The sequence below is a fragment of the Amycolatopsis sp. NPDC001319 genome, assembly GCF_042896185.1.
GTDB lineage: Bacteria > Actinomycetota > Actinomycetes > Mycobacteriales > Pseudonocardiaceae > Amycolatopsis.
In genome coordinates this window covers 1-12,988 of record NZ_JBIAWY010000006.1, presented here as the reverse complement: position 1 = coordinate 12,988, position 12,988 = coordinate 1, and the positions used below count along the sequence as shown (strand labels likewise).

At 71.6% G+C, this 12,988-nt stretch carries 12 protein-coding genes; all 12 read left to right on the top strand.

The genetic code is table 11. The features are described from left to right. Positions 1–63: 63 nt before the first annotated feature. The 12 genes from ACFY1H_RS23360 (at position 64) to tyrS (ending at position 12,779) form a co-directional block, all read left to right on the top strand. Entirely contained in the window at positions 64–1,647 is a 1,584-nt protein-coding gene (locus ACFY1H_RS23360; protein WP_386949455.1) for an alpha/beta hydrolase, read from the top strand. Positions 1,648–1,861: 214 nt separating this feature from the next. Then, positions 1,862–2,338, top strand: a complete 477-nt coding sequence (locus ACFY1H_RS23355) for a helix-turn-helix domain containing protein (protein ID WP_386949452.1) — start codon at positions 1,862–1,864, stop codon at positions 2,336–2,338. A 221-nt stretch (positions 2,339–2,559) separates the two neighbouring features. Beyond that, entirely contained in the window at positions 2,560–3,588 is a 1,029-nt protein-coding gene (argC, locus tag ACFY1H_RS23350) for an N-acetyl-gamma-glutamyl-phosphate reductase (RefSeq protein ID WP_386949450.1), read from the top strand. Next, positions 3,585–4,745: a bifunctional glutamate N-acetyltransferase/amino-acid acetyltransferase ArgJ gene (argJ, locus tag ACFY1H_RS23345; protein WP_386949447.1), complete on the top strand. Its 1,161-nt coding sequence runs from the start codon at positions 3,585–3,587 to the stop codon at positions 4,743–4,745. The genes argC and argJ overlap by 4 nt, the downstream gene beginning before the upstream one ends. After that, entirely contained in the window at positions 4,742–5,725 is a 984-nt protein-coding gene (gene argB / locus ACFY1H_RS23340) for an acetylglutamate kinase (protein WP_386949444.1), read from the top strand. Before argJ ends, argB begins: the two co-directional genes overlap by 4 nt. Next, positions 5,722–6,927, top strand: coding sequence for an acetylornithine transaminase (locus ACFY1H_RS23335; RefSeq protein WP_366590529.1), 1,206 nt, complete (start codon positions 5,722–5,724; stop codon positions 6,925–6,927). Before argB ends, ACFY1H_RS23335 begins: the two co-directional genes overlap by 4 nt. Then, positions 6,927–7,853, top strand: coding sequence for an ornithine carbamoyltransferase (gene argF / locus ACFY1H_RS23330; protein WP_366590532.1), 927 nt, complete (start codon positions 6,927–6,929; stop codon positions 7,851–7,853). Before ACFY1H_RS23335 ends, argF begins: the two co-directional genes overlap by 1 nt. After that, positions 7,850–8,350, top strand: a complete 501-nt coding sequence (locus ACFY1H_RS23325) for an arginine repressor (RefSeq protein ID WP_366590535.1) — start codon at positions 7,850–7,852, stop codon at positions 8,348–8,350. Before argF ends, ACFY1H_RS23325 begins: the two co-directional genes overlap by 4 nt. Beyond that, the gene (locus ACFY1H_RS23320) at positions 8,347–9,315 is read left to right on the top strand and encodes an argininosuccinate synthase domain-containing protein (protein WP_386949439.1); all 969 of its coding nucleotides are present in this window, start codon (positions 8,347–8,349) and stop codon (positions 9,313–9,315) included. Before ACFY1H_RS23325 ends, ACFY1H_RS23320 begins: the two co-directional genes overlap by 4 nt. 25 nt (positions 9,316–9,340) lie before the next feature. Then, positions 9,341–10,756 (top strand): argininosuccinate lyase, encoded by a 1,416-nt coding sequence (gene argH, locus ACFY1H_RS23315; RefSeq protein ID WP_366590540.1) that lies wholly within the window; start codon positions 9,341–9,343, stop codon positions 10,754–10,756. 92 nt (positions 10,757–10,848) lie between these two features. Continuing rightward, the gene (locus ACFY1H_RS23310) at positions 10,849–11,478 is read left to right on the top strand and encodes a DNA-3-methyladenine glycosylase (RefSeq protein ID WP_366590542.1); all 630 of its coding nucleotides are present in this window, start codon (positions 10,849–10,851) and stop codon (positions 11,476–11,478) included. A gap of 32 nt (positions 11,479–11,510) precedes the next feature. After that, entirely contained in the window at positions 11,511–12,779 is a 1,269-nt protein-coding gene (gene tyrS / locus ACFY1H_RS23305) for a tyrosine--tRNA ligase (protein WP_386949436.1), read from the top strand. Positions 12,780–12,988: the final 209 nt, after the last annotated feature.

Sequence of the window (12,988 nt, the reverse complement as noted above, 5' to 3'; positions counted from 1 at the left end):
GATTGTTCCGGGTTGTGGGTAGTTTCGACCAATTCGGATAACCCGCGAGCGAAGAGGGCCACCGTGAAGAAGATCCTTGCCGTCCTGGCTGCCGCGGGTGTCGCGGTCGGGACGATGGCCGCCGCGCCGGCCGCCACCGCAGCGCAGGGGGCGGCGAAGCCGGGCTACACCCCGCCGCCGATCAGCTGGGGGCCGTGCCAGACCACGAGCCTGAGAAACGCCGGCGCCGAGTGCGGGTTCCTCGTGGCCCCGATGGACTACGCGAAACCCTCCGGCGTCAAGGTGCAGGTCGCCGTGTCGCGGATCAAGCACAAGTCCGCGCAGTACCAGGGCGTGATGCTGGTCAACCCGGGCGGCCCCGGCGGTTCCGGGCTCGGGCTCTCGGTGCTCGGCCAGTACGTGCCGCACGGTGCCGGCGAGAGCTACGACTGGATCGGCTTCGACCCGCGCGGCGTCGGCTCCAGCAAGCCGGCCGTGCGGTGCGACGGCGGCTACTTCTCCTACGACCGCCCGCCGTACGTGCCTTCGACGCCGCAGCTCGAACGCACCTGGCTCGCCAAGGCCGAGGGCTACGCGAAGGCGTGCGCGAAGAACGGCGCCATCCTCGAGCACATCAAGACCACCGACGTCGCGCAGGACATGGACAGCCTCCGCGTGGCGCTGGGGGAGAAGCAGATCAACTACTACGGCTTCTCCTACGGCACCTACCTCGGCCAGGTCTACAGCACGCTGTACCCGAAGAACGTGCGCCGCATGGTGCTCGACGGCAACGTCGACCCGGGCAAGGTCTGGTACCAGGCCAACCTGGACCAGGACGTGGCCTTCGACCGCAACATCAAGATCTACTTCGGCTGGCTCGCGAAGTACGACGACGTCTACCACCTCGGCAAGACCGAGTCCGCCGTGGAGACGCTTTGGTACGACCAGCAGAAGAAGCTCGACCGCTCGGCCGCGGGCGGCGTGATCGGCGGCGACGAGTGGACCGACGTCTTCCTGCAGGCCGGCTACTACGTGTTCGGCTGGGAAGACCTGGCCAAGGCGTTCGACGGCTGGGTGCACCGCGGCGACTGGCAGACGCTCAAGAACCTCTACGACGCCGCCAACCCGCCCGGTGACGACAACGGGTACGCCGTCTACAGCGCCGTCCAGTGCACCGACGTGCAGTGGCCGGCCGGCTGGAACCGCTGGCGCCTCGACAACTGGACGACGTACTTCCGCGCGCCGTTCGAGACCTGGGGCAACGCGTGGTTCAACGCGCCCTGCCGTGACTGGCCCGCCAAAGCCGGCAAGCCCGTGAAGGTGGACGGCAGCAAGGTCGGTGGCGTGCTGCTCATCAGCGAGGAACTCGACGCGGCGACGCCGTACGCGGGCAGCCTCGCTGTGCGCAAGCTGTTCCCGGAGTCGAGCCTGATCAGCGCCCCCGGCGGCACTACGCACGCCGGCTCGCTGTCGGGCGTCGCCTGCGTGGACGACAAGGTCGCCGACTACCTCGCGACGGGCGCGCTGCCCAAACGCACGTCGGGCAACCACTCCGACGCGCAGTGCGACCCCGTGCCAGCGCCGGTCCCGGCGGCGGCGGGCGCGCAGCAGAAGAGCGAGGCACCAGCCCAGGCCCAGGTCAAAACGGGCACGCTGTCGCACTTCTGATCCCTTCCTCCCGGTGCCCCGGTCCGGTTCGCCGGATCGGGGCACCCTGTGTCTGTGCTCCGGTCCTGATCCGTGCCCTTCCATCGGACCCCCTCGGTCGCTGTTCGTGATCGCTCGAAAACGCTACGACACGGGTCCGACAATTTCGGAGCGCACCCGGCCGGGCACGGACCGTGAGCGGATTCTGTCGGGGGTGGGCGCTACCTTCGCCGCCATGACGATCATCGAAGAGCACCGGACCGAGGTCCGGGCCGGAAACGTCCAGTACCAGATCGCCGTCGTCGCCCGCCCGGGCGAGACGGCCGAGCAGAGCCGCGTCACGGTCACCGTGGGCGGCGAGGGGCCTGACGGGGAGTCCGTCGTGCACGGCAGGCTCGACCTCGACACCGCCGTGGTTCCGGCGGTGGCCGACCTCCTGGCCGGCAGCCTCCACGCCTTCGCGGGCGGGCCGCGCCGAAGATCGGGCGAACGGCCCGCTCAGCAAGGGAAACCGTGGAGCGCCGAGCTCGACGCGGAGCTGGAGTCCGCGTGGCTCGCGGGCGACACGGTGGCCGAGCTGGCCCGCCGGTTCGAGCGCACGGCAGGCGGCATCCGCTCCCGCCTGCCGCGCGTCGGCTGCGACCCGGAACGGCCGGGCCATCACCTGCCCGCGCCGCCGAGCTTGCGCGAGTCAGCCGAGGGGGACCAGTGAGCAGCCGTGCCTGCGGCCCTCGTGGCCGCGGGCACGGCCCCGGCGAGAGCACTCGATCGGGTGAAGTGCGAACGGCCCGGTCGCCGCGACGCCGGGAGCTGCGACAACGGCGCGGACGACCGGCGTGGCAGGCCTGGCTCCGCCTCGGCATGGCAGGAAACACACCTGGCCCAGCGGAATCCTGTTTGTTTGAGATTGCATGGTCGTGCATAATCATGCGTATGACGGTGAAGATCGCGGTGGCCGGCGCGAGCGGCTACGCGGGCGGTGAACTGTTGCGCCTGTTGCTGACCCATCCGGAAGTCGAGATCGGTGCGCTGACGGCGGCGAGCAGCGCGGGGACGCTGCTGGGCACGCACCAGCCGCACCTCGCGCCCCTGGCCGGGCGTGTGCTGGCCGAGACGACGACGGAGACGCTGGCCGGCCACGACGTCGTGTTCCTCGCGCTGCCCCACGGTCATTCGGCCGAGGTCGCGGCGCAGCTCGGACCCGACGTGCTCGTGGTCGACCTCGCCGCCGACCACCGGCTGGCGGACCCGGCCGACTGGCAGCGCTGGTACGGCGGCGAGCACGCGGGACAGTGGCCCTACGGCCTGCCCGAGCTGCCCGGCGCGCGCGAGAAGCTCGTGGGTACCAAGCGCGTCGCGGTCCCCGGCTGTTTCCCGACCGGCGGCTCGCTCGCCCTCGCCCCGGCGCTGGCCGCGGGCCTGGTCGAGCCGGACGTCACGGTCGTGGCGGTCACCGGCACTTCCGGCGCGGGCAAGAGCCTGAAGCCGAACCTGCTCGGGTCCGAGGTGATGGGGTCCGCCAGCGCGTACGGCGTGGCGGGCAAGCACCGGCACACGCCAGAGTTCGCCCAGAACCTCTCAGGCGTGGCGGGAAAGCCCGTCACCGTGTCGTTCACGCCTGTGCTCGCCCCGATGCCGCGCGGCATCCTCACGACGGCGACCGCGCCCCTGATCGGCGACGTCGACGAGAACACCGTGCGCGAGGTGTACGAGAAGGCCTACGACACCGAGCCGTTCGTGCAGCTGCTGCCCGCGGGGATGTGGCCCGCGACGGCGTCGACGCTCGGGTCGAACAACGTCCAGCTTCAGGTGGGTGTGGACGCCGACGCGGGCCGCCTGGTCGTGATCTGCTCGATCGACAACCTCACCAAGGGCACCGCAGGCGGTGCCGTCCAGTCGATGAATCTGGCGCTCGGATTCCCCGAGGCCACCGGACTTTCCACTGTGGGAGTGGCACCGTGACCGTCACCGGCCCCAAGGGTTTCCGCGCCGCCGGCGTCGCCGCCGGCATCAAGGCCTCCGGCGCGCTCGACCTCACGCTGGTCGTGAACGACGGCCCGCTCGACGTCGCCGCTGGTGTGTTCACGCGCAACGTGATCAAGGCCGCGCCGGTGCTGTGGTCGCAGGAAGTCCTGAAGCAGCAGAAGCTCAAGGCGGTCGTGCTCAACTCCGGCGGCGCCAACGCCGCGACCGGTCCGGGCGGGTTCCAGGACACGCACGCCACCGCGGAGAAGGTCGCCGAGGTCCTCGACATCGGCGCGATCGAGGTGGCCGTGTGCTCCACCGGTCTCATCGGCGAGCGGCTCCCGATGGCCGCGGTGCTGTCCGGTGTGGACAGTGCGGTCAAGGCACTCGACGCGAGCGCCGAGGCGAGCCTGAACGCGGCTTCCGGCGTGATGACCACGGACACCAAGCCGAAGCAGGCGTTCGCGGCTCACGCGGACGGCTGGAGCGTCGGCGGGTTTGCCAAGGGCGCCGGCATGCTCGCGCCGAACCTCGCGACGATGCTGTCGGTCCTCACCACCGATGCCGTGGCGGACAAGGAAGTTCTCGACCGCGCGCTGCGCGCCGCCACCCGCGTCACCTACGACCGGCTCGACGTCGACGGCGGCACGTCCACCAACGACACGGTGCTGGTGCTCGCGTCCGGCGCGAGCGGGGTCGAGCCGACGGAAGCCGAGCTCACCGAGCAGCTCACCGCCGTCGCGCACGACCTCGTGCTGCAGCTGCGCGCCGACTCCGAGGGCGCGACCAAGGACGTCGACGTCACGGTGCGCGGCGCCGCGTCCGAGGACGACGCCGTGGTGGTCGCCCGCACGATCGCCGAGGACAACCTCGTGAAGACGGCGCTGTTCGGCTCCGACCCCAACTGGGGCCGCATCGCGATGGCGCTCGGCCGCGCGCCCGCGCGGATCGATCCTGAGACGGTGTCGATCACGATCAACGGCGTCACGCTGTTCGCCTCCGGCACCACCGCCGCGGACCGCTCGGCCGCCGACCTGTCGGGGCGCGCCATCGAGGTCGTCGTCGACCTGGGCGTCGGCTCGGCCGAGGCCACGATCTACACCACCGATCTGTCCCACGGCTACGTCGAAGAGAACAGCGCCTACTCCTCATGACCGGCACGGAGGACCTGATTTCCGCGGACGAAAGGCTCGAGACGGCGGCCGAGAAGGCCGGGGTGCTCATCGAGGCGCTGCCGTGGCTGCAGCGGTTCCACGGCGCCACCGTGGTGGTGAAGTACGGCGGCAACGCCATGATCGACGACACTCTCAAGGCGGCGTTCGCGCAGGACATGGTGTTCCTGCGCCTCGCCGGCCTGCGCCCCGTGGTCGTGCACGGCGGGGGACCGCAGATTACCGCGATGCTCACCCGGCTCGGCGTCGAAGGCGAGTTCAAGGGCGGCCTGCGCGTGACCACGCCCGAGACGATGGACATCGTCCGCATGGTGCTGGTCGGGCAGGTCAGCCGTGAGCTCGTCGGCCTGATCAACGCCCACGGCCCGTACGCCGTCGGCATCTCCGGCGAGGACGCGCGCCTGTTCACCGCCGAACGCAAACAGGCCACTGTGGACGGTGAGCAGGTCGACATCGGGCTCGTCGGCGAGGTCGCCGCGGTCAACCCGGACGCGGTGCTCGACATCGTCAACGCCGGGCGCATCCCGGTGGTGTCCACGGTCGCGCCCGACGTCGACGGCGTGGTGCACAACGTCAACGCCGACACCGCCGCGGGCGCGCTGGCCGCGGCGCTGGGCGCCGAGAAGCTCGTGGTGCTCACCGATGTCGAGGGCCTCTACGCCAACTGGCCCGATCGCTCGTCGCTGATCGACCGCATCCAGGTCGACCGGCTGGAGAAGATGCTGCCCGAGCTGGCCAGCGGCATGATCCCGAAGATGGAGGCCTGCGTGCGCGCGGTCCGCGGCGGCGTGCACCGCGCCCACGTGATCGACGGGCGCCTCGCACACTCCGTGCTGCTGGAGGTCTTCACCTCACGAGGCATCGGCACGATGGTCTACCCCGAGCCCACCCCAAACCCCGAGCCCACCCCGAACCCCGAACCCACCCCGAACCCCGAGAACCCAGGAACGGAGCTCCCGTGACCACCCCGACCTCGAACGAGGCGAGCCGGCAGCACTGGCAGTCGGCCCTGATGGACAACTACGGCACCCCCGGGCTGACGCTTGTCCGCGGCGAGGGCGCGCGGGTGTGGGACGCCGAGGGCACCGAGTACCTCGACCTCGTCGGCGGCATCGCGGTCAACGCGCTCGGCCACGCCCACCCAGAAGTGGTGCGCGCCGTCTCCGAGCAGATCGCGACGCTGGGCCACACGTCGAACCTGTACGTGAACCCGGTCGCGCTGGAGCTCGCCGAGGCGCTGCTCGACGTCGCGGGCCTGACCGGCCAGGGCAAGGTCCTGTTCGTGAACTCCGGCGCCGAGGCCAACGAGGCCGCGCTGAAGATCAGCCGCCTGACCGGCCGCACCAAGGTCGTCGCGGCGGAGGGCGCGTTCCACGGCCGCACGATGGGGTCGCTGTCGCTCACCGGTCAGCCGAGCAAGCGCGAACCGTTCGCGCCGCTGGTCCCCGGGGTCACGCACGTGCCGTTCGGCGACGTCGAAGCGCTGCGCGCGGCCGTCGACACCGACACCGCCGCCGTGTTCCTCGAGCCGATGCTCGGCGAAGCCGGCGTGATCCCCGCGCCCGACGGCTACCTGCAGGCGGCTCGCGAGATCACCAAGGCCACCGGCACGCTGCTCGTGCTCGACGAGGTGCAGACCGGCATCGGCCGGCTCGGCACCTGGTTCGCGTTCCAGCAGGCGGGGATCGTCCCCGACCTCATCACGCTCGCGAAGGGCCTCGGCGGCGGGCTGCCGATCGGTGCCGTGATCGGCATCGGCGCGGCGGGCGATCTGCTGAAGCCGGGCCAGCACGGCACCACGTTCGGCGGGAACCCGGTCTGCTGCGCGGCCGGGCTGGCCGTGCTGCGGACCATTGCGCGCGACAACCTGCTCGACCACGTTTCCTCGCTGGGCAAGGACATCGCGACCGGTGTCGAGGCGATCGGGCACCCGCTCGTCAGCGGCGTGCGCGGGGCCGGGCTGCTGCTCGGCATCACGCTGCGCGAGCCGGTGTCCGCCGCGGTCGCCAAGGCCGTGCAGGAATCCGGTTACCTCGTCAACCCCGTCGCGCCGGACACCATCCGGCTCGCCCCGCCGCTCGTGCTCGAGGCCGGGCAGGCCCAGGCCTTCCTGACCGCACTCCCGGACGCGCTCGACTCCACCACCACGAAGGACCCGAACTGATGCCTCGCCACTTCCTCCGCGACGACGACGTCAGCCCCGCCGAGCAGGCCGCGCTCCTGGACCTGGCCGACGCGCTCAAGGCCGACCCGCTCGGCAACAAGTCCCTGGCCGGCAAGACGGTCACGGCGATCTTCGAGAAGAACTCCACCCGCACGCGCTTCTCGTTCGAGGTCGGCATCAGCCAGCTCGGCGGGCACCCGGTGATCGTGGACGGCCGGTCGATGCAGCTGGGCCGCGAGGAGACGATCGAGGACACCTCACGCGTCCTGTCGCGCTACGTCGACGGCATCGTGTGGCGCACCTTCGCGCAGAAGCGCATCGACTCCATGGCGTCGGTCGCGTCGGTGCCGGTCGTCAACGCGCTCACCGACGAGTTCCACCCGTGCCAGGTCCTCACCGACCTCATGACCATCCGCGAGCGCAAGGGCAAGCTCGCCGGGCTGACGCTGGTGTACCTCGGCGACGGCGCCAACAACATGGCCCACTCGCTGCTGCTCGGCGGCGTGACCGCGGGCATGCACGTGCGGGTCGTCTCGCCCGAGGGCTTCCAGCCGGACCAGCAGGTGATGCTCGACGCGAAGCACCGCGGCACCGAGACCGGTGGCAGCGCGGCCGTGTTCACCGACCCGCACGACGCCGTCGCCGGCGCCGACGTGCTGGTCACCGACACCTGGACGTCGATGGGCCAGGAGAACGACGGCCTCGACCGCGTCGGCCCGTTCCGCGCGCTGCAGGTCAACACCGAGCTGCTCAAGCGCGCCGCCGACGAGGCCATCGTGCTGCACTGCCTGCCCGCGCACCGCGGCTGGGAGATCACCGACGAGGTGCTCGACGGCCCGGCCAGCGCGGTGTGGGACGAGGCCGAGAACCGTCTGCACGCCCAGAAGGCGCTGCTGGTCTGGTTGTTCGAGCAGAGCGGGCGATGACCGGCAGCCGGGTCGGGCGCCAGGCTCGCATCACGGAGCTGGTGTCCACGATGGCCATCCGCAGCCAGACCGAGCTCGCCAAGCTGCTCGCGGCCGAGGGCATCGAGGTCACGCAGGCGACGTTGTCGCGCGACCTCGACGAGCTCGGCGCCGTGAAGCTGCGCGGCGCCGACTCGGGGGCGCCGGTCTACGTCATCCCCGAGGACGGCAGCCCGGTGCGTGGGGTGCAGGGCGGCACGTCGCGGTTGTCCCGGCTGCTCGCGGAACTGCTCGTCTCGGCCGACGCGTCCGGCAACCTCACGGTGCTGCGCACGCCGCCCGGCGCCGCGCAGTTCCTCGCGAGCGCCATCGACCGCGCCGCGCTCGAGGAGGTCGTCGGTTCCATCGCCGGCGACGACACCGTGGCCGTCATCGCCCGGGAACCGTTGAGCGGCAGGGATCTCGCGGAACGGTTCACCACGCTGGCCCGGCGTTCGGCGGAGGGCGAGGAGCTGTGACCACCGTCCTCGCCTACGCCGGTGACACGGCCGCGCTGGCCCGTCTCGCGCGGGAGACGGACGTGGTCGCGGTCTCCGTCGACCTCGGTGCGGGCGATGTCGACCTCACGACCCTGCGGGAGCGGGCCCTCGCGGCCGGCGCGGCCGAGGCGATCGTGGTCGACGCGCGCGCCGAGTTCGCGAACGAACACTGCCTGCCGGCGCTGCAGGCCAACGCGCTGCTGTACGACCGCTATCCGCTCGTCGGGTCGCTGGCCCGCCCGCTGATCGAGAAACACGTGACCGCGCTCGCCCGGGCGCGCGACGCCGACGTCGTCTGGCCACGCGAACCGGGCACGCTGTCGCCCGACCGCACGCTCTGGGGCCGCTCCGTCGTGGTCGCCGACCCCGACCCGTGGCACGGACCCGGCGACGTCTTCGCCTACACCGAGGACGCCGCGGCCAACATCGACGCGCCCGACGAAGCCGTGATCACGTTCGACCGCGGCGTGCCCGTGGCGGTCGACGGCGAGACGGTGAGCGTGGCCGAGGCCGTGCTGCGGCTCGGGCACCGCGCCGGCGCCCACGGCGTCGGCCGGTTCGACCTCGCCACGGACAACCGGGAGATCTACGAAGCCCCCGGCGCGTGGGTGCTGATCACCGCGCACCAGGAGCTGGAGAACCTGACCCTGGACCGGGACCTGGCCCGGTTCAAGCGCTCGGTCGACCGGCGCTGGACCGAGCTCGTCCACGACGGGCTGTGGTCCTCGCCGCTGCGCGAGCCGCTCGACGCGTTCGTGCGGCAGAGCCAGGAGCAGGTGTGCGGCGACGTCCGGCTGGTGTTCCACGGCGGTGCCGCCGTCGTCACCGGGCGCCGCGGCGAAGAGCCCGCCGGACGCGGCCGGCACCTGCGCCCCGTCGGCCGGCGGTACCGTCCCCTGACCGGGCAGGAGCACCCGGACCACCCGACCCACCGGGCGTCGTGAGACGCCCGAGGCAGAAAGGCAGAACGTGAGCGCGAAAGACCAGCCGGTGGCCCTGTGGGGCGGCCGGTTCGCCAGCGGACCGGCCGAGGCGATGGCGGCGCTGAGCGCCTCCACCCACTTCGACTGGCGCCTGGCGCCCTACGACATCGCCGGCTCGCGGGCCCACGCCCGCGTGCTGCGCAAGGCGGGGCTGCTCACCGACGCGGAGCTCGCGGGCATGCTCGAGGCACTCGACACGCTCGCGCAGGACGTGGCCTCGGGCGCGTTCACACCGACCGTGGCCGACGAGGACGTGCACACCGCCCTCGAACGCGGGCTGCTGGAGCGCGCGGGCACGGAGCTGGGCGGCAAGCTGCGCGCGGGCCGCTCGCGCAACGACCAGGTGGCCACGCTGTTCCGCATGTGGCTGCGCGACGCCGCGCGCCGCGTGGTCGCGGGCACCCTCGACGTGGTCGACGCGCTCGTCTCGCAGGCCCAGCGCCACCCCGAGGTCATTCTGCCCGGCCGAACCCACCTGCAGCACGCGCAGCCGGTCCTGCTGGCGCACCACCTGCTGGCCCACGGCCAGGCGCTGCTGCGCGACGTCTCCCGCCTGCGCGACTGGGACGCCCGCACCGCCGAGTCGCCGTACGGTTCGGGTGCGCTGGCCGGTTCGTCGCTCGGCCTCGACCCCGAGGCCGTGGCCACGGAGCTGGGCTTCGACACGAGCGTGGAGAACTCCATCGACGGCACCGCGTCGCGCGACTTCGTGGCGGAGTTCGCCTTCGCCGTCGCGATGCTGTCGGTGAACCTGTCGCGGATCGCCGAAGAGGTGATCATCTGGAACACCGCCGAGTTCGGCTACGTGACCCTCGACGACGCGTGGGCCACCGGCAGCTCGATCATGCCGCAGAAGAAGAACCCCGACGTCGCGGAGCTCACGCGCGGCAAGGCGGGCCGGCTCATCGGCAACCTCACGGGCCTGCTGGCGACGCTGAAGGCGCAGCCGCTCGCGTACAACCGCGACCTGCAGGAGGACAAGGAGCCGGTGTTCGACTCGGTCGAGCAGCTGGAGCTCCTGTTCCCGGCGATCGCGGGCATGCTCGCCACGCTGACCTTCCACACCGACCGGCTCGCCGAGCTGGCCCCGGCCGGCTTCACGCTGGCCACGGACATCGCCGAGTGGCTGGTGCGCCAGGGCGTGCCGTTCCGCGTGGCCCACGAGGCGGCGGGGGAGAGCGTGCGCGTGGCCGAGGGCCGCGGCGTCGGGCTCGACGAGCTGACCGACGAGGAGTTCCGCACCATCAACCCGGCCCTCACGCCGGCCGTGCGCGAGGTGCTCACCGTCGAGGGATCGGTGCGTTCGCGCAACGCCCGCGGCGGCACGGCGCCCGAGCGCGTCGCCGAGCAGCTCGAGCGCCTGGTGGACCGGGTGACGACCGTGCGGCAGTGGCTGAAGTAGCGCGCCGGCCCGGCCGGGGAGCCTGAGCTTCCCGGCCGGACCGATCACCCGGGAACCGCCGGTTAGGCTGGGGCGGAACGAGGGGAGCACGCGTGGACCGGTTGTTCCGGCGCGAGGAACTGGCACTGGACCCGGTCGACCTGGGGCACCTGCTGCTCGGCGCAGTCCTCGAGGCCGACGCGCCCGACGGCACCGTCGGCGTGCGGCTCGTGGAGGTCGAGGCCTACCGCGGCTTCGACGATCCGGCGTCGCACAGTTTCCGGGGCAAGACGCCGCGCAACGCCCTGATGTGGGGGCCGGCGGGGTATCTGTACGTGTACTTCGTCTACGGCATGCACTTCTGCGCCAACGTCATCAGCGGGGAAGAAGACGAGCCCGGCGGGGTGCTCCTGCGCGCCGGCGAAGTGGTTCAGGGCGCGGACCTCGTGCGCGCCCGCCGACCCAATGCCCGCGGGAACGGCGAGGTCGCCAAGGGACCCGCCATCCTCACGTCCGTGCTGCGCGTGGATCTGTCGCAGAACGGCGTGGACCTCACGGACCCGGCTTCGCCGGTCCGGCTGCGCGTCGGCGAGCGGGTGCCGCCCGAGCGGATCCGCAGCGGCCCGCGAGTCGGCGTCGCCACGGGGATCGACACGCCATGGCGGTTCTGGGTCGACGGCTCGCCCGCCGTGTCCGCCTACCGGCGCGGCGGCAAACGGCGGCAGGTGCGCCCCGCGGGTTAGTCGCTTGACCTGGTGCGGGAGGATCTACAGGTGTGAGTGAGCACATCCTTGACGAGCTGTCCTGGCGCGGCCTGATCGCGCAGTCCACCGACATCGACGCTTTGCGGCGAGACCTCGACCAGGGACCCCTCACCCTCTATTGCGGTTTCGACCCGACCGCGCCCAGCCTGCACGCCGGCAACCTCGTCCCGCTGCTGATGCTCAAGCGCTTCCAGCGCGCCGGGCACCGGCCGATCGTGCTGGCCGGCGGCGCGACGGGCATGATCGGCGACCCGCGTGACACGGGGGAGCGCACGCTCAACACCCTCGACGTCGTCGCCGAGTGGGCCGGGCGCATCCGCGGGCAGCTGGAGCGGTTCGTCGAGTTCGACGAGTCGCCGACGGGCGCCGTGGTCGAGAACAACCTGAACTGGACCGGCCAGCAGAACGTGCTGGAGTTCCTGCGCGACGTCGGCAAGCACTTCTCGGTGAACGTGATGCTCAACCGGGAGACGGTGAAGCGCCGGCTCGAGTCCGACGGCATGTCCTACACCGAGTTCAGCTACCTGCTGCTGCAGTCGCAGGACTACCTGCAGCTCTACCGGCAGTACGGCTGCAAGCTGCAGGTCGGTGGCTCCGACCAGTGGGGCAACCTCATCGGCGGCGTCGACCTGATCCGGCGGGTCGAGAGCGGGAGCGCGCATGCGCTGACGGCACCCCTGGTCACCGACGCCGAGGGCCGCAAGTTCGGGAAGTCCACCGGCGGCGGCAACCTGTGGCTCGACCCGGAGATGACCTCGCCGTACGCCTGGTACCAGTACTTCGTGAACGTCGGGGACGCCGACGTGATGCGCTACCTGCGGATGTTCACCTTCCTCACCCGGGAGGAGATCGACGCGCTGGCCGAGGACACCGAGCAGCGGCCCCACCTGCGCGCGGCGCAGAAGCGGCTCGCGCAGGAGTTCACCGACCTCGTGCACGGCGAGGACCAGACGAAGCAGGTCATCGCCGCCAGCCAGGCGCTGTTCGGGCGCGGTGAGCTGGGTGAGCTCGACGCGAAGACGCTCGACGCGGCGATGGCCGAGGTCCCGACCGGCAAGGCGTCGGACGAGTCGACGATCGTCGACCTGCTGCTGGCCGGGGGACTGGTGGACAGCAAGGGCGCCGCACGCCGCACCGTGAAGGAAGGCGGGGCGTACGTGAACAACGTGAAGATCGCCGACGAGGAGTGGAAGCCGGCCGCGTCCGACGCGCTCCACGGGCGCTGGCTCGTGGTGCGGAAGGGCAAGCGGAACATCGCCGGCGTCAGCCTCGGCGGCTGATCCCGGCCGACGGCCCGAAACAGGGCTCTGACCTGCGGGAACGCGGTTAAGGTACCCCCCTGTTTCGGGCCCTTTCGGGGCGTGTAAAGTTCTCCAAGTCGCCAGGGAAACCGAGCGGCCACCGGGACACGAACCAAGCTCTCGCCTCAGGCGATTGAGTGGGTGGCCCAAACAACAAAGGCTTGAAACAACGCCGATGGTTGGTGCGC

Excerpts from the sequence above, each read along its gene's own strand:
- ACFY1H_RS23355 (WP_386949452.1), top strand. The coding sequence starts at position 1,862 with ATGACGATCATCGAAGAGCACCGGACCGAGGTCCGGGCCGGAAACGTC.
- argC (WP_386949450.1), top strand. The coding sequence starts at position 2,560 with ATGACGGTGAAGATCGCGGTGGCCGGCGCGAGCGGCTACGCGGGCGGT.
- argB (WP_386949444.1), top strand. The coding sequence starts at position 4,742 with ATGACCGGCACGGAGGACCTGATTTCCGCGGACGAAAGGCTCGAGACG.
- argF (WP_366590532.1), top strand. The coding sequence starts at position 6,927 with ATGCCTCGCCACTTCCTCCGCGACGACGACGTCAGCCCCGCCGAGCAG.
- ACFY1H_RS23325 (WP_366590535.1), top strand. The coding sequence starts at position 7,850 with ATGACCGGCAGCCGGGTCGGGCGCCAGGCTCGCATCACGGAGCTGGTG.